General features: G+C 26.5%; 11 protein-coding genes and 1 other RNA gene. 9 read left to right on the top strand and 3 right to left on the bottom strand.

Annotated elements, in window-relative coordinates; all coding sequences use genetic code 4:
• Positions 1 to 20: 20 nt before the first annotated feature.
• Entirely contained in the window at positions 21 to 887 is an 867-nt protein-coding gene (locus Q346_RS0103455; RefSeq protein ID WP_027333077.1) for an Mbov_0400 family ICE element protein, read from the bottom strand.
• 335 nt (positions 888 to 1,222) lie between these two features.
• Here Q346_RS0103455 and Q346_RS0103450 point away from each other — a divergent pair, with 335 nt between their 5' ends.
• Positions 1,223 to 2,401, top strand: a complete 1,179-nt coding sequence (locus Q346_RS0103450; protein WP_027333076.1) for an Mbov_0401 family ICE element transposase-like protein — start codon at positions 1,223 to 1,225, stop codon at positions 2,399 to 2,401.
• 585 nt (positions 2,402 to 2,986) lie between these two features.
• Positions 2,987 to 3,589, top strand: coding sequence for a hypothetical protein (locus tag Q346_RS0103445; RefSeq protein ID WP_027333075.1), 603 nt, complete (start codon positions 2,987 to 2,989; stop codon positions 3,587 to 3,589).
• A gap of 37 nt (positions 3,590 to 3,626) precedes the next feature.
• On the opposite strand, the gene Q346_RS0103440 is transcribed toward Q346_RS0103445, so the two are convergent.
• Positions 3,627 to 5,363 (bottom strand): hypothetical protein, encoded by a 1,737-nt coding sequence (locus Q346_RS0103440; protein ID WP_027333074.1) that lies wholly within the window; start codon positions 5,361 to 5,363, stop codon positions 3,627 to 3,629.
• A gap of 82 nt (positions 5,364 to 5,445) precedes the next feature.
• Positions 5,446 to 6,417: a LacI family DNA-binding transcriptional regulator gene (locus tag Q346_RS0103435; RefSeq protein ID WP_027333073.1), complete on the bottom strand. Its 972-nt coding sequence runs from the start codon at positions 6,415 to 6,417 to the stop codon at positions 5,446 to 5,448.
• A 126-nt stretch (positions 6,418 to 6,543) separates the two neighbouring features.
• Between Q346_RS0103435 and ffs the strand changes: the two genes are divergently transcribed.
• The 7 genes from ffs to Q346_RS0103400 all read left to right on the top strand — a co-directional run bounded on the left by ffs (position 6,544) and on the right by Q346_RS0103400 (position 23,391).
• Positions 6,544 to 6,634, top strand: an RNA gene (gene ffs / locus Q346_RS04120) — signal recognition particle sRNA small type.
• Between the two features lie 62 nt (positions 6,635 to 6,696).
• Positions 6,697 to 7,827 carry a DUF3137 domain-containing protein gene (locus Q346_RS0103430; RefSeq protein ID WP_027333072.1) on the top strand — a complete coding sequence of 377 codons (1,131 nt, stop codon included), beginning with the start codon at positions 6,697 to 6,699 and terminating at the stop codon, positions 7,825 to 7,827.
• 22 nt (positions 7,828 to 7,849) lie between these two features.
• The gene (locus tag Q346_RS0103425) at positions 7,850 to 8,791 is read left to right on the top strand and encodes a hypothetical protein (protein WP_027333071.1); all 942 of its coding nucleotides are present in this window, start codon (positions 7,850 to 7,852) and stop codon (positions 8,789 to 8,791) included.
• A 379-nt stretch (positions 8,792 to 9,170) separates the two neighbouring features.
• Positions 9,171 to 18,482 (top strand): PDxFFG protein, encoded by a 9,312-nt coding sequence (locus tag Q346_RS0103415; RefSeq protein ID WP_027333070.1) that lies wholly within the window; start codon positions 9,171 to 9,173, stop codon positions 18,480 to 18,482.
• A gap of 11 nt (positions 18,483 to 18,493) precedes the next feature.
• A complete protein-coding gene (locus Q346_RS0103410; RefSeq protein ID WP_027333069.1) occupies positions 18,494 to 21,313 on the top strand; it encodes a periplasmic substrate-binding domain-containing protein in 2,820 nt (939 codons plus the stop codon).
• A 2-nt stretch (positions 21,314 to 21,315) separates the two neighbouring features.
• Positions 21,316 to 22,404 carry an ABC transporter permease gene (locus Q346_RS0103405; RefSeq protein WP_027333068.1) on the top strand — a complete coding sequence of 363 codons (1,089 nt, stop codon included), beginning with the start codon at positions 21,316 to 21,318 and terminating at the stop codon, positions 22,402 to 22,404.
• A gap of 9 nt (positions 22,405 to 22,413) precedes the next feature.
• Positions 22,414 to 23,391, top strand: a complete 978-nt coding sequence (locus tag Q346_RS0103400; protein WP_027333067.1) for an ABC transporter permease — start codon at positions 22,414 to 22,416, stop codon at positions 23,389 to 23,391.
• The last annotated feature ends 8 nt before the right edge of the window (positions 23,392 to 23,399 follow it).

The raw sequence follows: 23,399 nt of genomic DNA, 5'->3' as shown, positions 1-23,399 counted from the left end.
TGAAAAAGGCTATTTTTTAGTTAAAGTGATAAGGTTGGTTCTTCATAAGGAATTTCTTTTTGTTCTTCGTTTTCTTCTTCATTTTCATTTAGATAGTAATTGTGATGATTTATATAATTCTCTTCATCTTCTTTTTCATCAGTTATTCAATCATCTTCTTCTAAACTTTTAGCGTACTGAATTATGGGATCATCATCTATTCATTCATTATTTTTCTCATTTAGTGAATTTTCTAATTCTTTCAATTCTTGCTTAGTTAATTTTAATTCGTGATATGCTTTTCAAAAGTCGTCATCATTTGTTGATTTAATATATTGATTAGCCAATTCTTCTTTGAAAGTTAAATCATATAAATTTTGAATTTTAGCAATTAAATTTTTATTTTCTTGATAATTAAATTTAGATTTATTTTCTTTGGTAATTGTTGAAAATAACACATCACTAATAATATATTTGTTCTTATTAAGTTTAACGTCAACGAAAGTGTATTTTTGGTTTTGAATAATAGTATTATGTAATTTTTGAATAATTTTTTTAGAATTTTTAGATGATAAACACTTTAAATTCAATATTTCTTTTTCTTTATAAATTGAATTAAAAAGCATTTTATCCATTTTATGAATGACATTAGTTGTAATAAAACTGGTATTTGGTAAATTAGGATCTGCAATTTCAATTTCACTAATATATTTTTTTCTTCCTTCTTTTTTAGAACGACACGTTAAATAATAAACATCATCACCATATTCAAAAACAATAATTGGACGTATATTTTGATTACTATTTTTTCCATAAGGTTTAATTAGATTTCCATAAAGATCAAAGAAAATACTTCTATTTTGATTGGTAATTTTATTCTTTTTTCATCATTGAAAAACTGCGAACATAAGACCTCCTTATAATTTCATTATACAAAAAAAGAAGGTAATTAATACCTTCACTTATCACTCCGGCGTCTTTAAATCTCTTAACACTATACTAATTCCGGGAAAATTTGATATAGCCTGATTTAAAGGATACTGCGCCATATAAAGATATTTAACAGATAATATCACCTCGCAACCGACTTTATTATCCATTCTTTATATGTTTAGATTATTTACATAATAACTATATCATAAAAGAAAAAGTTTTATAAATTTTTATAATTTTTTATAAAAAAATTAAAAACTGAATATAGACAGATAGCAGGAATAATAGCATATTTTAATAAAATTTAATTATGGAAGGTGTATTTGTTAATGGAGTTAATTTTGATGATTTACCATCAAAGGGCGATTTAATTGTTGAAAAATTAAATGAGGAAGAAAAATATTTTAGATTAGTTGAAAGAAAAGTTAATCCTAAATATAAAAATTGAGTAGTTAAGCAAACAGTTAAAAGATTAATAATCATTGAAGGTAAAAAATATGAATACAATTTAACAATTTATAGAGATAAGAAAACAGGGAAATCTTTTGTCTATTATCATAATGAAATGCTAAAAATTAAAGGTAAGAAAAATTACTTATATGAAGATGTAATTCGTGCTTTAAGTACAAATAATTTGAGACGAAGAGGCAAAAATGATAATGAATTTGTAAAGCAAAAAGTCCCTTATGATGTCGTTTATTATTGAAAGAGAATAAGATATTTAGATATTTTTATTCCTAAAAAGAAAGATATTTTTCTTGCTGAAAAGAAAGTTCAAATTGACTTTGATGATACTTTTTTAAAAGTGAAATTAAATAGAAAAGTTGAAAAAATGATGATAAGAATGTTAGCATTGAGTGTGAAACATTGCGAAACAAAATATTTATTATTGAATTTTCAAAGTGAAAAATTAGTTGAAAAAGTTAATTATTTAGCTGAAAACATACGGCAATTTTTACCTGATTTTGATAAAAAGAGTTTTGGAATTAATGGTGATGGAGCACGAATAATTAATAAATTTGCTGAAAAAATTAATGGTGTGCGTTATTTTGATTTCTATCATTTTGCTAAATATGCATATGATGTTTTTGGATATTCAATGAAAAGAAATAAAGATAATTACAAACTTTGACAAAAAGAAAATGATAGAAATTGTCAAAAATATTATGAATTTATCAATTTAATTTTGATGCAGAAATGAGATTTAATATCTGAATTTTTAAATAAATCAAAGACTTTTATTTTGAAAAATGGCAGTCAAAAGCAAAAAATTAATATCAATAAACTAATCAAATTATGAAAGAATAACGAAAAAGCAATTCAAAACAATTTTCTTTCAAATGACTATTTAGGAAGTAAAACTGAATGCTTTGTCGGTCATTATATTAAATCAAAAGCAGTCAAAAAATTTGCTAATTTTAAAATTGATAATTTAATTTATAGAATTTATTTTCAATTACCAACAAATATCAAATTGCAGATTTTTTAAAGTTTTGACAAAAAGTTTGCTTTTAGTTTGCTAATTTAGATAAGTTTTACTATATATACATAGTATATATAGTAATTTTGCTATTGTTTGCTCTGGTGTATGCTAAAAAGTAAGCGCTTTTGGGAAATGGTAAATAGCAGAGCATACTATTTAGCATACTATTTTTAGAAACTTATTAATATTTACATAGTAAATATTAATACATTTTAAGAGTCTGCTAATGCGTAAGCATTTTTTAGCAGTCTTTATCTTGTCCTATACAAGGTGCGGGCGTACGCGCACGCGTAAGTTTAATGCTAAAGCATTAAACTTTAATTAGCAGAGAAAAGTAAGCAGTCAAAAAAATCAAAATTTTTCTTTTTGGTTTTATGAATTGGATTTAAAATGTAATTGTTAAGATAAATTCTTATGGACTGATAATCCACTCCCCACATATTCACACACTTCCATACTAAATTGATTAATTATTCACCCTTTTGTGCATATTTTCAAGTTTTAGGTTATTCTTATTCTTTATATAAAAGAATAAAAGATGATCAATTGGATGTCAAGAAAAATATAATAATAAAAATTGTCGAGGAATATTTGATAAATAGACATGAGCTATATTTAAATCATGGATATTCTAATATAGCCTTACAAACTGCAGCCGATCTTTCATCAAGTAGAAGAAAAGGCGAAAGAGGAATCAATCAAATATCAAAACAATTATTAAGTCTTAATTTTAAAAAAGTAAACACTTTTATAGATTTAGAGAATAACAATTTAGCATTTTTTAATCCTGATAGAGAAAATAGAATTCTTTTTGAAGAAACAATTAAAAAATTGAATTTTAAATATGATTTTAATAATATAAAAGATGCAAAACTACCAGATTCATTTATTAAAATTAACAAAAATTATTTTATTGTAGAACATAAGTTAATTAAAGATAGTGGCGGTTCTCAAAATATGTCAATCAATGAATTAATTTTATTAATCAAAGAAAAAACAAATTCTAATCAACTTCATTTTATTAGTTTATTAGACAGCGATTATTGATTTAATAAATTAAAATTAAATGAGTTAGAGCACAAAATATTTGCGCAATATGAAAATATAATCTTTAATTTAAAAGAGAATCCAAATAATTATTTTGTAAGTTCAAAAGGATTTGAAAAACTAATAAAAAACTTTTTAAAAAGTTAAAATATAAAAACCATACTTTAAAGTATGGTTTTTGTTATTAAGCATTTGGTGTAGTTTCATCTGATGTTGCAGGAGAAGTTTCAGCTTCGGTTGTTGAAGTTGTTGAATCTCCAGTAGCACTATCAGTATTGTTATTTGTTGATGAATCTGTTGAAGGTTCTGGATTATTTGTAGTTGTTGTATCGTTATCAGTTGGTGTAGTTGCTTCAGCATTTGTACCAGCTTCACTTACACTTGGTGCAGGTGATGTGCCTTCTGAATTACCTTCAGTTGTTTCTGATGTTGTAGGTTCTGTATTTGAGTCTGCTGGAGGAGTTACTGGTTTAATTGCTTCTTCAAATCTAGCATTTAAAGCAGTTAAATCGTTATTTAATGTAGTAAGTGATGTTTTATCTTCTTCTGTTAATTCATCTTTTTCTGCTAAAGTAGTAACTTTTGCTTTTAAAGCAGTCATTTCTGATTTAAGAGCTTGAACTTTTTCGTTTGAATCGTATTGAGTATCATTAATTTTAGTTTCTAATTCTGTAGTATTAGTATTTAAAGTATTAAATGCTTCAATTGAAGTTAATTCAGCTTTTAATGCTTCATATTCAGTATTGTATTCTTGAAGAGTTGAAGCATTAGCAGTTAAACTTTCTTCTGAACCAAGAGTTTCAACTTTTTCTTTTAAAGCAGTCACTTTATTTTTTAAAGCTGTAACTTTTTTATCATTTTCATAATTTGCATCACTTAAATCTGATACATAAGTAGCAATATTATTTGTTAATGTATTGTATGACTGAATGTTTGCAAATTCAGTTTTTAAATCTTCTAACTTAGTTTTGTATTCTTGAATTGTTTCAGTTCTACCTTTTAAGTAAGTTTCTTGACCAAGAGTGTCAACTTGAGTTTTTAATTCGCCAACTTTAGTTTTAAGTGCTTGAACTTTAGTATCGCTATCACTTGCACTATCATTTAATGTAGTTTCAAAAGCTTCGATATCAGTTTTTAAAGTATTTAATTCTGCTCTTGCAGCTTTTTCCTCTGGTAAGTTTTCATCATTTTCAACAATAGTATCTAATGCAATTTCAGTAACTTTAGCAACGTTTTCTAATCTTTCGCTTCTTTGTTGTAAAACACCATTTTCATCAACATAATCATTATTTAATAATACTGAGTAAGTTGAATTTAAAATAAGTTTTGAACCATCTTCGCTGTATTCATAACTATTTAAAATTTCTGCATAAGTAGCAGGTAAAGCAGCTATTGTAATATGGCTGTCATTACTTTGCATAATGTTTTGACCTTTTAATGAATCTAAGAATCTATTTAATTCTTCCTTAGTTGCAAATTTATTAGTAACAGTGAAAGTTGCTGGATTGTATTGTTTTTTAGTTACATCATAATCAACTGTTTTGAAACCAGGGATAACTGTTAATTTTTGAAGGGTTTCTTTTGTGTCATAATCTTGAGCAAATTGTTTAACAATAATAAAACCACTTAAATCATTATTTCCAACTTTATCTTGAGTAATAACATATTTATTTTTTCAAGAAGCAGTTTTAATAAAATCAGTTGCTAATTGATATTCAGTTGGATATGTAGCAGCTTTGATTTTTGGATCAATTTTGTGAACTTCATTACCATTTAGAAATTCTTCTAAGGTAAGTTCTTTTTGGTTTGCTTGATTTTTTTGATTAAGATGCATTGTAACTGGAACTGCAATTGCAGTTGTAACAGCAGCAGTACCTAAAATAACTCCGGCTGTAATTAAAGCAGCTTTGGTTTTTGACATATTTCTCCTTAATAATTACTTTATTTTATTTTAATTATTATTTTAATTTTACTTATTAATTTTAAATATTTTATAAATAAATTTAATATTTATATTTTCTAGGCACAATAATTTTTGGTGTGTAGCGATAATTATATTTGCTTCCATCCAAAATATTGGTTTGAATCATTCTTTTAATATAAAGACCGATTAAGACATAATCAATAAAAATTTTCAATTTGTATTTTTCTAATTTATCATAAACAGAAGGTTTATCGATATCTGTTAGTCTTATATTTCTATCACCTGAAGTAATTAAAGCTAAAAAAACATCATGTGAAGAACAAACAACATTTACTAAATTGTTGTTTCTAAAAGTTTTAATTAAACCATTAATTTCTTCAATTTTTGAAGGATTAACACTGATTTTTTGCACAGCAATATCAAATTCTTCACTTGCTTTTAAAAAACCTGCATATCTTTCAGCTTTTTCAATTGATGTTAAATTTTTATCTTCAACATAAACAATTTTTTCGTTTTCTTCTTTAACATTTAAATATGCTTTGGTAAGTTGATAAAACGCTGATTCATAGTCAATTATGGCGCTATTGATTCCTTCATATTCTTTACCAAAAATAAAAGTAGAAATACTTTTAATATTGTTTTTAATGTAATTTAAAATTGGATCTACATTTGGTAAATTCGGTAAGAAAAATAACATCGCAGAAGGTTTAAATTGCACCATAAATTTAACAGTATCTAAATACTCTTTAATCGAATTAGGCGCATAAGTTATGACAGTCCGCATTTCTTTTTTTATTGAACCTTGTTCAAGTCCATGAATAATATGAAAATGTGATGATTTCATTCACTCGGGCACAATTACAAAAATAACATTATCTTTAGACTTTGATAATTTAGATGAATTTTTAGGTCTATAACCATAATCCTTAGAAACTTCAGCAATTCTTTGTCTTTTATCAGCTGAAACATATCCACCATTAAAAAAACGGCTAACAGTAGTAATAGAAACTTTTGCTAATTTAGCTATATCTTTATATGAGAATTCTTTCATACTTTAATTTTATAATATCTTAGCTATTATTTTTTTCATATTTTTGCATATTTTTTTTAATTTTCTTTATGCAAAATATGAAAAAATTTCTTTTGATTTTTTAAAAACAATGTTTTCATTATAATTTTTATGTTAACAAAACAATAACCTTATAACCTGGTCAGGTCAGAGATGAAGCAGCCATATTAAGAAGTGTTGTGTTTGTTAACTTTTTTATTACAATAAAAAAGCTTTTAAAATTGATAAAATTTATTTAAGAATTGAAAGTGAGAAAACGAAATGAGAGTTGTTCATGAACCTTTAACAAAACATCAGTTTTTAGATAAATATAAAGAAAAAACAAGAGAAATTGTTTCTAATGCTTTTGATGAAGCTACAAAAACAATTAATATAAAGAAATCTAAAATTTTCTATTGAATAGGTGTAGGTTTAATTCCTTTGGGAATCATACTGATTATTTTAGCCGCTTATATGGCTGTAATCAATAATTCAAATGGAACTTTATTAAATGTTTTTGCAATCATAAGTGTTATTTTAGGTTTTATAGCTTTAATTACTGGAATTATTTTCGTAATTATAACGATTAAGAAAACTAGAAAAGTGAATGCATCAATCATTGCTAAATTGAAAAATGATAGATTGTTTGCAAAAACTTTTGAGGCGTTCAATTATGAATTATTTGATACTGAAGCGGAAACAATTAAATATTTGGCAACAAAATATGATGAGAATGAAAGTTATAAATTTGAAAACGCTTTGACTGTCATTAGAAAAATTAATCAAGGTGATATTTCAAAAAATCTTCTAGGTATTGAAGGTATTCCAATTGATGCACAAATTATTAGTAATTACAATAATCAATTTGTAGTAGATGAATACAACAATATTTGAAAAACATTCAATTTAACATTTTACTGAGTTAGACAAACCACTGATCATAAAGGGAATATTGTAACTCATGAATATAGAAAAAATCTTTTTGCAGTATTGGGATATTATCCAAATAATGATCGTGCAGAAGGTTTTAAATTTGCTATCGGTCACAGACCTTTATCTATTGCGTCATTAAAAGCCAATGTGAAATTAGAAAATAATAAATTTAATAAAAAATTTAATTTATACTCAAATGATGAATTAAAAATTAGAAATGTATTTACACCTTTAACAATGGAAAAATACATTGAATTAGCTTCAGAAAATGTTAATGTGCCTGGATTTGGATTATATTATGATTCGCCTCTTGTGCTTAGCTGATTTGCTGGTTCAGAGATTTTAGAATTTAATTGACCAAAAGTAGTGTTGTTAAATAAACACAAAATTGTTAATTTTATTGTAAATGATGTGTTAAACGACTCATATTTAGTTTATTGAGTAAGTTCATTTATGAACGTTCCTCCATATTTCTATTAAAATTTAAAAATTAAGGAGAAAAATGCAAAAAAATTTTAATGAGTTTAAAAAAGAAAATTTAAACAAACTTAATGAATATATTCAAAAAAGTGTTGAAGAAAAAAGAAAAGAAACAAATAAAAAAGGAAAAATCCTTTATTACGGTTTATTAACTTTATTTATTATTGTAATTTTGAGCGCAATTGCTGTTTTATTTGTATATAGTCAAGCAGCATATCAAAATAAAAGTAATGTTAAATTAGTTCAATGATTATTATATACAGTAGTAATTATCTTTATTTTGTTTACTATAATGACTTGAAGTTATAAATATTTATTTATCAAAAAAAATACAAGCAATTATCAGTTATTAAAACCAGAAGATATTTACCCTGAATTATATAAATTAGCTAATCTAAATTATGTTGAAGAAAAAGAAAACATTTTGAATTGAGCAGCAGAATCGTTAGAAAATTCAATTCTTGCTCAAAATGAAGAATTAACTCTTGCTACTACAACAGAATTGATTAATTCAGAAAATGATAATCAAGACAAATGAACAATTCAAAACATTATTGCACAAGATCAAAATAAAAGTTACTCAAAATTATTTTTTGAAGCAGATATTAAATCTAAACAATTTAAAAATTCATATCAATATGGCTATTCTTTCCCACAAAATAGTGTTTTTGGACCAGTAGAAAATGCAGATGTGCTTTTATGTAAAAAATGCAATTTATTTTCTACAGGCAAAGTATCTTCAGTAAATACTATTAGAAACATTTATGAATTTGCCAAAGAATATGATTTATTAGATAGAGAATTTGGTTTTGTTATTCAAAAAGAAACAAACAAAATTTATGCTTGAATTACATTAGATAGATTATTATTTGAAGAACAAATTGATAAAGAATACGCAGAAAACATTTTGAGAGATATATTCCTTATTGGCAATATTCAAGACATTATTATGTCATTAGACTAAAATCAAAATAAACTAGAAAAGAAAATTTAATTTCTTTTAAACTAGTTTATTTTTATTTTTAATAAAAATTTAAAACATCTTATTTATAGATTTATTGATTTGGTTAATTGAAATTGTCTTTTTTCGCTAAAAATTTAGATAATCGAAATTATTAATATATAATAAAACAAATAATTTATATTATTTGTGAAGGAAAATTATGGAACCACAGCACTTAATGACAGTTAAGTTTGGATTTATTATGAATTTCTGAGTTGAAATTCTTATTTATTCTAAATTTGACTAGTATTTTTTAAGTGTAGGTAGATTAAAATATGCTAGTAATAGCATATTTTTTTTATAAAAATCGACCATAGTTATATAAAAATAAGGAGAAGTTATGAGCACTAAAAAACCTAAATTCAATTTTAGAACTCATGTTTGACCAAAATATGTTTTATCAGCTGGGCTTATAGTTGCCGCAACTGCAGCTTCGTTGGGAGCTTTATTTGCTTATTCAAACAACTCAGATGAGAAAAAAGGTAAAGTTAATCCTACAGGGAACGATAAACTTTACAATGTTTTTGTTAAAGATTTAAAAGAAGCAAAAGCAACATTTTTAAATGCATCAAAAAATAAAGAAGTTGCGCAATATGACTTTGAAAATGACGTAGTAAAAATCGACAAACAAGAATTTAATGTTAGAGATTATTTAAATTACTATTTTAGACAAAATGGGAATTTACCAATTTTAAATATTAGATATGGATCATTTAATTTCTACAATGAATATATAGAGGCAGTAAATCCTGCTGAATTTTTCAAATTCACTAATTGATTTATGACAAACGTTTCATGAGGACCAGAAATTATTACCTTAAATTCGTTCTCAATTGTTAAAGGTGTAGAAATGAAAGGTAATAGCATTACTTTGGGAGCACATGCTAACAATAATAAAGAAACAACTACTATTACTTTCTATCCTGATGCCTTTTTTGGTTCATTACCAATTTATTCAACTTTAAGTGGTGAAGGAAATGCACAAGATTCATTGGTGTATAAAATTAACCAAAATTTATTAACCTATGATCAAGCTGAAGGATTTTTAAGCAAAATTTCACAATACAATGCTTTAGCTAATGTAAGTTCTAAAACTTTATCAATGTACTTTTTCAGAAATATTTTGGATATTAGACAATTAATTGGACGTAAAGTTTATGCTTTAAGAAAAACTAATTGACAAGAAAATTTACTAAATGTAGCTGTAAATGACATTGAAAAAGCTAGATTAACCATTGAAAACCCATATTTATTGCTAATTAATGGTGCTAATTTAGAAGAAGCGAAATTAAATTTAACTAAATTAATTAATCAATATCAAAATGACGATACATATGAATTGTTGAAAAATATTGATGTCAATAATTTAGAAGAAAAAGAAATTATTTACACCACCATTAATCCAAATGAAGCATTAAATAAAGACGAAATTTTAGATAGATATTTAAATTTAACTTTTGATGATGGAACTGAATTTAGACTATTTAAATCATTTAAAGATGTTGAATATAAAACTGGTAGTTCTTCAATAAATTTTGCAATTAAATCTGAAGAAAATGTTGAATCAATTAAGAATGGTTTCAAAAAAGCAGAAGACAGAATTTTTGCTTTAAAAGAATCATATAAAGATTCAATTGAAAAAGTGGCTAAAAAATATGATATTTTAGTGAATTTAAATGAAATTAAGGCTCTTAATGCAAAATTACAAAAAGCAAAATCAGCCAATAATAATGAAGAAGTAAATCAATTAAAAACTCAATTAAATGAACAATTAGCTAATTTAAATAATGATCAAGATAAAATTAATGATATTTTAAATTTAATTAAAGACGAATATGATTTTGACAATAATTCATTAGTTATTAATTTAGATCAAAATGAAACATTAAATTACAGTCAACAAATTGCTTTAGCAAATCAATACAACGAACTTTATCATACTTACTACAATAAATTACAAACTATAACTTCACCAATTTTAGATGGAGTTACTTTTAGTGCGACTGAATATGAACCATATGTTTATTATGTAAATGATTTAGCTTATTTACCAAACCAATTAATTACTATCGATTCATTAGTGCAAGAATCAATTAATGCGCAATTAAGCTGAAGAGATTTTTACAATATTAATGGTTTCTTAAGCAGTAAAGCAGACGAATTAACTGATACCACAAGCAAACAATTTTACTTATATGCTCCAGAATTAAAATCATTAGAAGATGAATTTAATGCTAAAAATCCTAATTCACCTTTTAAGTTTGAATTTAGCAAATTACAAACTGAATTAAAAGAATTACAAAAACAAAGTCAAACAATAGCAGAACAAAAATCAGAACATGAAAACATTGCGGTAGGATCAAGCGAAGAAGGCGAAAAAAGCATTGTTCAATTAATGACTCCTTTATTTGAAGCTGATTTAAATCTTCCTGAAAATTATCAACCATTGGGATACAATGATTTTGCAGTTAAAAAATCATTTACTTTTTCATATTTGGCTTCACACTCTTACGAAGTTTTACAAAATTATTTAAACCTTTTAACTGATGGAAATCCAAGTGCTAAAGATGAAAAGACAAAAGCTGGTTTTAATGCTTATTTTGCAAGAGTTGCACAACCTGTTTTAGATAGATATGCAAATCAAATTAATGAGTTAAAAGAACTTGAAACTCAAAGAGATATTTATAGAACTAGATTAGCAAGTTCTGAAAACGACATGGAAGCTTCTGTGAATTTGGCTTATTATCAAGCTCAAATTACAGCTAAAAGAAATGCATTTAATCAAGAAGCACAAACTAATAATTTAGCTTCATATGAACAAATTAAAAAATTAATTAATTTTAAAGAAGCTATTGAAACTTCAAAAACTTTAATCGCTAAAATGATTAGCCAACGTGATGAATACATTAATAAAAGCGTTCAATCATTTTTAATTAGTATGGACGTGCGTTTAATTAACTTCAAATTAAATTTCTTATTAAATTCTCCATCATTTACAGATCAAAACATTTTAGATAAATATAATCAAGTTTTAGTTGAATATGCAAAAGAAAGAGCAACTTTAGCTGAAAAATTCAAAGCACAAGTGGCTTCACTAGAACTAGAATGATTTAAAGCTAGAGCACAAGCAGCTTTATATCAAATTCAATATTCAGACTATAATGCTGCCTTCACAGATACTAAAGGTGTTCAAGATTATCAAGATGATAAAAATGTGCAACAAAATGCAATTAATCAACTACAAACTGAAGTTGATGAACTTAAAACAGCTTTAAATACGCCACTTACAGCTTTAAAAGATCTTTATGAACAAGTCCAAATTGATTCAACTAATGCAAATGAATATGCAAAAGCGGCACAAGTTGAAATTTTAAATTCAATTGATGAAACAGAAAAGAAATATGCTGAATATTTAAATACAACTAGAGAAAAAATCAATAATTTAGTTAATGAAATCTTGCCTTTAAAAGAGCAATATGAATCTACTCAAGATGAACAAGAAAAAGTTAATTTAGTACAAACTATTGCACGTAAAACCACAGAATATAGATTATTAGAACTTGGTTTAGCAGGTGCGGAAGGGTTAAAAAAACTTTTTGCAATTAACATTAAAGAACAATATAACAATTTAACTACTGAAATTAATGATTCAATATCTAATTATGAAGATTTAATTACATTGAATAATAGAATATCATCTTTACTTTCTGCATTCTTATCAACTAATGAAGAATTAGATGAAAATCTTAAAAATTTAATTAATGAATTTAATCAGTTATTAGAAACTAAAAATAATGCTTTAACTACTGCATTGAATGCAAATAATGAATACTCAAGCAAAAGAGTGGATTATTTAAGAGCTAAAATTAGATTTAATTCAAAAAATACGCAATTAACCACAGCAAAAAATACATTAGATACAATTGAAAATAATTTAGTCGACATTCAACATCTTTTAACAGATGGTTCACAAAGTAAAACAGATTATGAAACTTATCATTCTTTAAGTGCTAAAGAAACTCAATTATTCAGAGAACAAGTTGCAAAAAGAAAAGAATTAACCATTATTGATGCAAGTGAACCTGAAAATGGCGAAAGTATTCATGTTGTTGATAATTTACGTTTTGAACTTAATCAATTAATTAATTCTTTCTATAAAAATAATCCAATAATTTCACAATTTAATGGTTATTTAAACGAATTAAGTGATGAAACTAGTGAATTAAATACTTTAAAAAATAATTACGAAACTAAGAAAAATGAAATTGATTTTGACACTGCTTTAAATAACTTTAATGAAGAAGTAAGAGAATTAGAAAATTACACTTCACAATTTGTGACTAATTTGAAACAAAAAGCAATTATTGAAGTAATTCAAGAAATAAATGGGGAAAATCCAGATTATCTTGCTCAATTAGTTGAAACAGCTAATATTGAAAATGAAGATTATCAAGATGCAGTTAATAACAAAATTGCGCAATACACTCAAAATCTAGATTCATCTTTAAACAAAATTAATCAAAAACTTGAGACCACTTTAACTTTCGCTTCTAAATTAAATACAACCGTTAGTGAATTAGATTCTAAATTTAGTGATTTAGAAAATCAATTAAATGCATATCTAAATAAACTAAAAGAAATTTATAAAGAAGCGGTTTTAAAATCATTTAAATATTTAAGTAAAGATGATTTAGAAAATGAAAATAGACATGAAGAAATTCTTAAATTAGGCATTAAAATTTTCAATTTAAATAACAAAATTTATTCATTAACTCTATTACAAAAACAAGTATCTGAATATAAAACTAAATTCACTAATGTCAGTGAATATGTGCAAAATTTACAAAATTCAGCTGAAATTTCATCTAAATTAGCAACTTACAAAACTAATTTAAAAGCTTATTTTATAGATGAAAGTGTTAAAGTAAATAATGCCAAAGACATTTTAGCTATTTTATTCAATAATGATATTGTTGCGGAATTTGATGCTCAAGAAGCACAAGCAGAAGAAACTTATGCAGAAATTGAAGCGGCTAATGAAAGAATTGAAGAAATTGAAAATGAAGAAGGTTATGAAGAAAATGAAGAATTAATTAATGAATTAGGAACTTTAAGAGCTAAAGTTGCGAACTTAAATCCTATCATTGATAATTATTATGCTTTAGAAACCTTAAAAGATACTTTCGAACAAGCTAATTCCGAATTTGGTCAAGCAATGGCTTTAGAAGAAAGTGATGAAGAACCAAACAATGCTTTAGCAAATGAAAAATTAACTCAGGTAATTGAAAGTCAAGAGCAATATGAAAACAGTTTAGACTTAATTAGCCAATACATGGCTGAATATAAAGCTTACGCAGAAGCATTAACTTCTAAATATAACTATCCAACAGAATTAGCATCACTTTACATTGAAGCAATTGAATTATCAGCAAATAATATTATTAAAATTACTAATGAAAACTTGTTAAAAGAATCAAAACAAGCTTCTTTAAATGATGAAAATAATTATGGTATTGCACTTGAAAACTCAAATCAACTAATTACTGCACAAACTAAAGTTGAATTAATTAACAAATTAATTAAACAAGGCATTTTAGCTAAAGATGCTTCACTTGAAGAAGTAAATAAAGTAGTTAAAAAAATGGAATTAACTACTATTGAAAAACAAAATACTAAATTAATTATTACTTTAAGAGAATTACGTGATAGTAGCGAAAAAAGTTTCGATGGTGCTTATAGTCAAAATTATTTCAAATTTAATGTTGATGCAAAAGATGAAGATCAAAATAAAATTAATGCTGTTGAAAACTTATTTAAATTCCTAGGTTACAAACGTGTGGTAATGCCTTCAATTATTAAAGAAGAAGGAAATATTAAAGACCCAATTTCAAACCAATTAATTAAAGGTTATTCAGTTTATACTGAAGCATATCAAGGTTTATTATCAACATTACTTAAAGAAGTTCCTTATGCAGCCGAAAAAATTGAAGGTGAACATTTAGTAAGCAAAATCAATGATCAAGGTGTTGTGGAATATGTTATTGAAAATGGTACATATTGAGGCTTCAAAACAGATTCAAGAATTGGTTTATGAGCTATTTTACAAATGAGCGATCCTCAAAACTTTAAGGGAGTACCAACTGACTTCTTAAAATTTGTGGCTGCCCATGAATACGGACACCACTTCACTTTAAATTCAGCTAGTGATTTAGGTGACAAAGGTGATGATTCAATTTTTGTAGGTGCTTTATTACCAAGTGCATCTCCAAATATTAATAATTATTACAACAAAAAAGATCTTGAATTGTATTTAAAAGCAAGAGCTAATATCGATGTTAATGCCGATAGATTATTTGATGGTGATTTTGTATCAAATGATTTTGGTGAATATCCTGCCTTTAAATTGCCTAAATTAGTAGATGGCGAATTAACTTATGTTGATGAAAAAGAAGAAAATATCTGAGGAACTCCACTTTATGAAGATAATGTAATTAAAGCAATTGATAATAAAAAACGTCGTTTCTTACAAACGCTTGAAGGCTTAAAAGAAGCTGCTAAATTAATTAGAGAAGAAAATGGCTTAAATGAAAAACAATTCAAAACATCTGATTTATGAATTATGAACTCGCTTGATCAATTCTCAGGAACTATTAATCCAACAGTAGCTTCTGGAATTGCTAAATATTTAGTTAAAGAAGCAGATGGATCATATTCATTTATGCCAGGTTCTTTAGAAATTCTTAAAGGGCAAATAAAAGACGGACAAGGCAATTTAATTGAATTTGAAACTAATGCAAACGGCAAAGTTGTACCAAAAGTTGTTGAAGGTAAAAAAGATGCTAATGGTAGATATATTTCAATTTCAAAAGTTTTAATTAAAAACAGTGATGGAACTGGAGTAATTAATTTGCCTTTAAATGTTGAATTTGGTGATCCAAACTCACCTCTTTATGATGTAAATGCAAAAACTTATGTAAATAATGAAATTCAAAAAGTAGTTGATACAATTAGTGGCTTAATTGTTGAAAAATTCCATTTAAATGGTTGGAATGATACTTCTACAGATTTAAGTATAGATTCAAAAATTGTTTTAGATTGACCAGAAAAAGGCCTTTACTTCATGTCTAGTGTAGAAAACTACAATGCTAAAGCAAATGCTTACTATCGTGACATGATTTTGGCAAGAAATCCAGAAACAGGATTACCAACAGATGCTAATAATCCATTTAATGCAATTAGAGTTTATAATGATGATGGTACATTAAACGTTTCAAAAACTTTAAGATTTAGAAATATTAATATTAGAACTTCTAACTTATATATTAATCCAACAATTTATACTCAAGAAAGTGAATTCCAAAGAGGAATGTATGCACTTTCAAGGGGTGGTTCAAATTTTGGTGCTCCATTAAATAGTGGAAATGGTTATGTTTTATTCCTTGATAAAGAACATCAATATATTCCAAATATTAAATTAGAAGGTGCTACAAGTTCAATTATCAAAGCAGACAGTTGATCAAAAGATACTTTAGATGCATTAGGTATTAAGCAATATCTTAAATCTCTTGATGAAATTCAAAGATTATTAATGGGCTTAGGAGATAATGCACTTTGAAAAACTTATGACGAAGATGATAATTTATTAGCTAAAGATGATAATGTAGCTGGACAATATCCAGTTTGAGATCAAACAGCAAAATTAAAAATTAATTTAAGAGCATTGAATTCTAACTTTAATAATGATTTATACAATTTATTTGGTAATGAAACTAATGGTATTGGTGGTCAATTAAGTTTTAGTAATTTTGCAGAATTTGCAGAATTTGTGTCTGTAGACTTGAAAAAAGCTGCTTTAGATAAAGTTAACCAACAAGTTAATTGAAATGTGGAATATGTAAAAACTAAAGTTCAAGATTTTGCAGCTTTCCAAAACGCTTTAAAATCAGCAGTTGAAAAAAGCCAAAGTTTAAGTGATGAGGAAAGAACTAAATACTTAACAATTGCAACAACCGATGATGAGCAAATTGTGGCAAATGAAATTATGACAAGATTTACACAAAGTAAATTAGCAATGTTTACAAGTCACATCACAATTCAAGATGTAATTGATAATCCTGATTATGCATGAATTTTTGACACTAATTATGGATATGGTGATTACAAAATTGATGGGTTAAATTTAATTAAACCTAATAAAGATAAATGAGAATTTGATTTAGAAACTTATCTTGAAGGATTCAAAGCAATGGCAAAAGAATTCACTACCACAATTGGTGAACAAACTTACAGTCCAACAATGCAACATTTTTCAATGTATGATGCACTGCTTTCAACAGGTAAATATCAAAGTTATACAACTTATAATCAATTTGCTCTATTAGTAGATCAAGAATATAGTTTTGGCTCAATCTATTCATTTATAGTAAGTGCTAAATTTAAAGCTGGAAAACCATCAGAAGATGTTATTTCTTACTATGGTTCAAAAAATGATAGAAGATTTAACGAAAAATTCAGTGACTATACTTTCAACTGAGCTGAAATTATTAACCGTGATAACTTACAAATTACTTATTCACCTTCATTAACTCAATTCGGTAATTTACCAACATATTTAAGTAATCTTTCTGAAGCTAATACAGGACTTGAATATGTAGTTGATGGAACTTCAACACAAAAATGAAAAGATAATGCTATTCATTATGATGATGGAGATTCAAGAGGCAGCATTAAGAAAACAATTAATGATTATGAACTAAATTACAACCAAGAAGCAAAAGAAAAAGCAAGAAACTTAGGCATTAAATACCAAGATGTAATTTTTGCTAATACAAACGATTTTAATGATGCTTACAACTATAACAATAATTATTTTGGAGAATTTAGATCAATTAATAATGGTTGATTAAAAGATAGATGATACCGTGAAATTTTAGACTTTGAACTTTATGACAATAAAGGAAAAGCAATTGAAGATGAAACTATTAGAATTACAAACTTAAAAGGTGAAAGAGTAACTAATAGACCAGAAGCCTTTTGACAATTCTATATTCAAAGCCAAGGAGTTGGGAAAAGAGAATTGTCAACCATTTGAAGAGATGTACATAAAGATGCAGTTGCATTATTTGGTTATGTACCTTCAGATGTGGCAGAAAACATTAATTATTTAGCCTTTAAAGATTTAGAAACTGGTGAAATTAAAACAGTTAAAATCAACAAAGACTTTACCAATAACATGTTCTATTACAAAGAACAAAGATTGGATAATGAAGCTAAATCAGAAGAGTATTTAAGAACTAAAGAAGGGGAAAATCCAAGACATACTTTGGATGATGAAGAATACAACTATACAGATGGTTTAGGTCAACATCATGAAGGTAAAGGATTTGTTGCATGAGTAACTGATTATGCAGTTATGAATAAATATAGAAATAAATTATTAAGCCCAAATAATAAATACTATGTTTATTTTGCAACCAATGAACAAGGTAATTTTGCCAAAGATATTGATTTAGGTGATGTTGAATCTGTTTCTGAAAATGGTAAAACCTTTAGCCAAGCACCAACCAAAATTTATAAAGCAGATAATACTGAATTTGGTGGTAAATATAACAACAAACCAATTCTAATTGTTAAAAACCAATTTAATTCATAGAAAGGAGCAAGATGAAAAGAAAATGATTATTAACTTTAGCCTTGCCAATGGTCTCGGCATCAACTTTAATTTCAGCTGCTTGTGGCAAAATTAATTTTGACTATGACTTAGGTTTGGCAACTGAACCATTAAACTCATTAAACTATATTCAGTTTGCTTCATTAAGTAAAGTGTTACCCTCATTGGTAGAAAGTCCCTTAAAAGGTGGACCAAATGAAAAATTGAAAAAAGAGTTGAATTTACCAGAAATTCTTTTTGGAATTTATGGTTTAGATGCACAAAGCAATAATATGGATGACTATCTTACAAATCATGATGCTCCATCAGCGCCGGCTGATAGATATTATTCATTAGATCAATTTGGTTCAACCACTGGAAATATTTTGGCAAAAAATAGTGAATACCAATCAGTTTCAGGTATTTTTACCGCCAATAATAACATTATTTCATTAAATGTTCTTTTGAATGAGGGAAATAGCAAATGAAGCAACAATGATAATGTTTATGCAGAAGATTATATTGATGCAGTCCATTATATTTTGGACTTAAGCACTGGATCTCAAAATCAGACTCAATTATTAAAATCTAAAATTAGATCAAGTGTGGAATTTGTTGATGCACAACAAATTTATGCAAAAAAATATAACAAAGCTTATAAAAATCCATTTGCTTATCCAAAATTAATCAAAAATGATAAAGGTGAATGAATTTATGATGTTTTAAGTGATGATTATCAACCTTGAGCATCACAAAATCCTAATGATGAAGCTGATGTAGCCTTAATTAAAGAAACCGCATTAGATTTAGGTTTATATTCAGGTCGTTTATACTGAAACTATTCAAATGAAGAAATTTTAAGTGCAATTCCTTATTCACCAGACTATAATCCAAATAGTGAAATTACTGTGGTTATGTTACCTAATCCCGAATATTCATTATCTAAACATACAGAAGAAGAATTAAAAAATATTCCACAAAGAATAGCAACAAGAATTAGAAAATATCTTTATCATGATCCAAGACAAGAATATGGAGCAACATTTACTGATTTATTAAATCAAAGTAGAAGATTAAGAGAATCATTAGATGCAAGTATTCAATATTCTTTAGATAATGAAAATGCCTATAATGAAGCAGTTAATAAACTTTATAAAGGTCAAGATGTTTTAAATAATCAAGAAATTTTGAATTTTAAAGCTAAATCATATATGAAAAATAGAACTTTAGCTTTAGATGAATATTCACTAAGAATTGAGTATGATAAATATCAACCAGCTTCATTAAGTAATGCTTATCGTGACTTGACTAGCACATTAGTACCAATTAATCGGAAATTTGTTGAATCAATTGGCGGAATTTCTCAATTTGGCTTAAATAAAGAGAAATTTTTAACTAATGGTGCTTTCAATTTAAGTGAATTAGTTTTAGGTCCACAAGGACACATGATTTTAACTAAAAATAATCAATATTATTCAGCCGATAAAACTATTTCAAATAAAATCAAAATTTATTTTAGTTCAGATCCAAATATTAATTCAGCTATGTATGATGATGGTTATATTGCAGCAACAAAAATTCCAGCCATTCAACAATTAAATTATTGAACTCAGGCTAAATATAGACCTTTTATGAATAAATCGACTGGATTTGGAACAATTGCTTTAGCTTTTAATTTAGATAATGAAACTAGACCAAATAGTTTATTAAGAGATAGATATTTAAGAAATGCAATTTATTATGCTATAGATAGAAATGCAATGTTAAATATTGTTGGCTGAAGTTCATCATATCCAGTTATTACTTGAACAGCTTTTGGTAATGCCGCTTCAAGTTTTGGAGATCCAGTAGAGGTAGCTTTTGATCATAATTACATGTATGTAGAAAAAGCACCAGAAAATTACACCGATGAACAAAAAGCAATCCCAGTCCAAAATTACACTTATGTTGATCATTTAGCTAAAAGTTATAATTTTGAAAATGTTGACAGAACCGATAAAGCTCACAGAGTTGAAATAGCACGTGCTTATTTAGAAGCTTTTAAAGCAAATTATCAGGCCAAAAATGGTAAAGTTTTAGATAAAGTGGAACTTAAATATATTTCAAATTCAACAGATGAACAACAAAAAGCTGGGCTTGCGTTACAAGATTTAATGAAAAAAGCTTTTGGAGATTTTGTCCAAATCGAAATTAAAGGTTTACCTGAAAATGTTTATGAAGATGCAAGAACAACAGGGGACTACGATTTAATTTATAAAAACTTTGATTCATTTGGAACAGATGTTTACAGTTATATTAATGTCTTTTTAAAACCAGATGAAATTGATACAGCCAATAATAAAAGTACTGGATTTAGAAATAATCCAGCCGGTTCTTGAACTTATAAAGATTATTTTGCAGAATTTGGTTATAGATATGATGAAACAAGTAATCAAGTTGTAACAGATCAAGCAGAAAAAGCAGAAGAATTAAGATTAAGATTAAGAATTGAACCAGATGTGTGAAATAAAATGATTGAACTTTCATTTATCAAACCAAATGAAAATGTTAGTGATTACACCAAAAGATATTCAGCATTCTTCTCAAATCAATTTACTGAAGAAGAAATTGCTCAACATTGAACTGAAAGAAAAGTATTTGCAATCATTGCTGCTTTTGAAAAAGTAGTTAGAGATGGTGCTCCAGTAGTTCCATTAATGGAAGTTGATACTTATTGAGATATTTCAAGAGTAAATGGAGTAGATAGCTTATTCCGTTATTCACTTCAATTTGCTTATGATATTGCTAAACCACCAAGAGATAATTTACCATTAACAATAAAGGATGCTAATTAATTATGATAAAAGAGAAACAAAATTTTGAATATTTAGATTCCCTGGAATCGCTTCCAATTAATAAAAGAAAAAAATATCAAATTCATAATCAACCAGTAGATTTTTCAGGAAAAATTAAACGCAAAGTGGCTTGATATTGAAGACTATTGAGCCCTCAATCACCGGGATTTAAAACTGCATTTACAATTACAAAAATGTTTTTAGAATTTATTGTAATTGCCTGAATTGTTATAAGTATTACTTTCTTTTTAGTACATTCAATTCCTGGTTCAAATGCATTTTTATCAAACTTAGATGATGCAACTAAAAGAGCTAAAGAGGCAGAATTAGGTTTAGATTTACCTTTAATTCAAAGGTATGGATTATACTTAAAAAACCTATTGCATGGAGATTTTGGAATTTCTTATTCAGTATTTCCAGGTACTCCAATTAACGATTTTATTTGAGTTAGATTCTTAAAAAGTTTTTACATCGGAATTTTTTCAGTCGGTTTAACTTTAGTTATTGGAATTCCAATTGGTGTATATGTTGGAATGAATCCAGATAAATTACCTGATCATATTGCCACTTTAGTAGTATCGATTTTCTCATCTATCCCGTCTCTTATCTTTGCGCTTTGATTATTATTAATTGGTCGTTCATTAAATATGCCATATCTTTTCAATGAAAAAGATATTGCAACCTATATCTTACCTGGTTTAGCTCTTTCTCTTGGTTCAACAATTGTTTATATTAAATATATTAGAGTGGAATTAAATCGTGAATTAAATTCACAACATGCTAAATTCTGCTATTTAAAAGGTGTAAGTAGAAGAAGATTTGTTTGAGTGCATGCGCTTAAACCATCATTATTCCCAATTGCCACTTTCTTCCCTGTTGTAATTTTTGGTTCATTTATTGGTTCATTGTTTGTAGAAAGAATCTTCTTTATCACTGGTTCAGGTGGTTTATTCTTACAAGCAATTACTTCAAAAGATTATTCAATTATTTTATTTATGATTACTATATTCTCATTGATGACAATTCTTTCATATACCTTGCGTGATGCACTTTATAAAATTATTGATCCACGTGTGAGAAGAAGAGGATAGGAGCAACAAATGGCATTTTGAAATAAAAGAAAAGAAGCTACTAATAATGTTGCTTCACAAGAATTGGCACCAAATAGAATAATCCAACCTTTTAACTATCAAAAATGAAAAATTATTGGTGATGTACTTGATTATTATGAATCATCAACTTTACATAAAAAACAGAGTTCAATGAAAGAATTCTTTTATCGTTTTAGTCGTTCATTTGCTGGAGTTTTTGGTTTAGTTACTTTATTAATAATTGTACTTTTAGCAATTATTATTCCGTTCTTTACAAGAGATCCAAATGTAATTACTGAAGAAAATAAGTTTTGAACCTTCTTTACAAATGGTTATATTTTTGGAACAGATGACTTAGGAAGAGATTTATGAGCTCGTTTATGATGAGGACTTAGATATTCATTAGGTTTATCAGTTGCTGTTACAATGATTGAAGTTATCGTAGGACTTTCAATCGGAATTGCTATGGGGCACTTTAGATTATTTGACAAAATTATGACTTTTGTTATCAAAGTAATTTCAAATGTACCTTCAATTATTATTTTAATCGTAATTACAATTGTGCTTAAACCAACTTTCGGAGTTATTGTTTTTGCCCTTTCATTTACTTCATGAACAGGAATGGCAAATCAAATGAGATCCCAAGTTATGCGGGCAAAAAACTTTGAATGAATTAATGCTTCAAAAATCTTAGGAACTCCAACAATTAAAGTTCTATTTAATTATTTACCAGTGGTAGTACCAATTTTGGTAACCCAAATTGTTTTCTCAATTCCAGGGGTTATCTTATCTGAAACTTCATTGGCTTTCATTGGTTTATCAATCCCATCAATCCCTACCTTAGGAAACTTAATTACAGACGGTTCAAACTTATTTGTTTCATATCCAAGATATGTTTTAATTCCTTCATTTATGCTTGTGCTTGTTACTACTTCAATTCAATTAATGTCTGCCTCAGTGCAAGATAGTTTATTAAGACAAAGATAGGAGCTTTA

Source organism: Mycoplasmopsis gallinarum DSM 19816 (assembly GCF_000621085.1).
GTDB classification, from domain to species: domain Bacteria; phylum Bacillota_I; class Bacilli_A; order Mycoplasmatales; family Metamycoplasmataceae; genus Mycoplasmopsis; species Mycoplasmopsis gallinarum.
The sequence above is the reverse complement of the archived record's forward strand: the minus strand, read 5'-3'. Positions and strand labels throughout refer to the sequence as shown.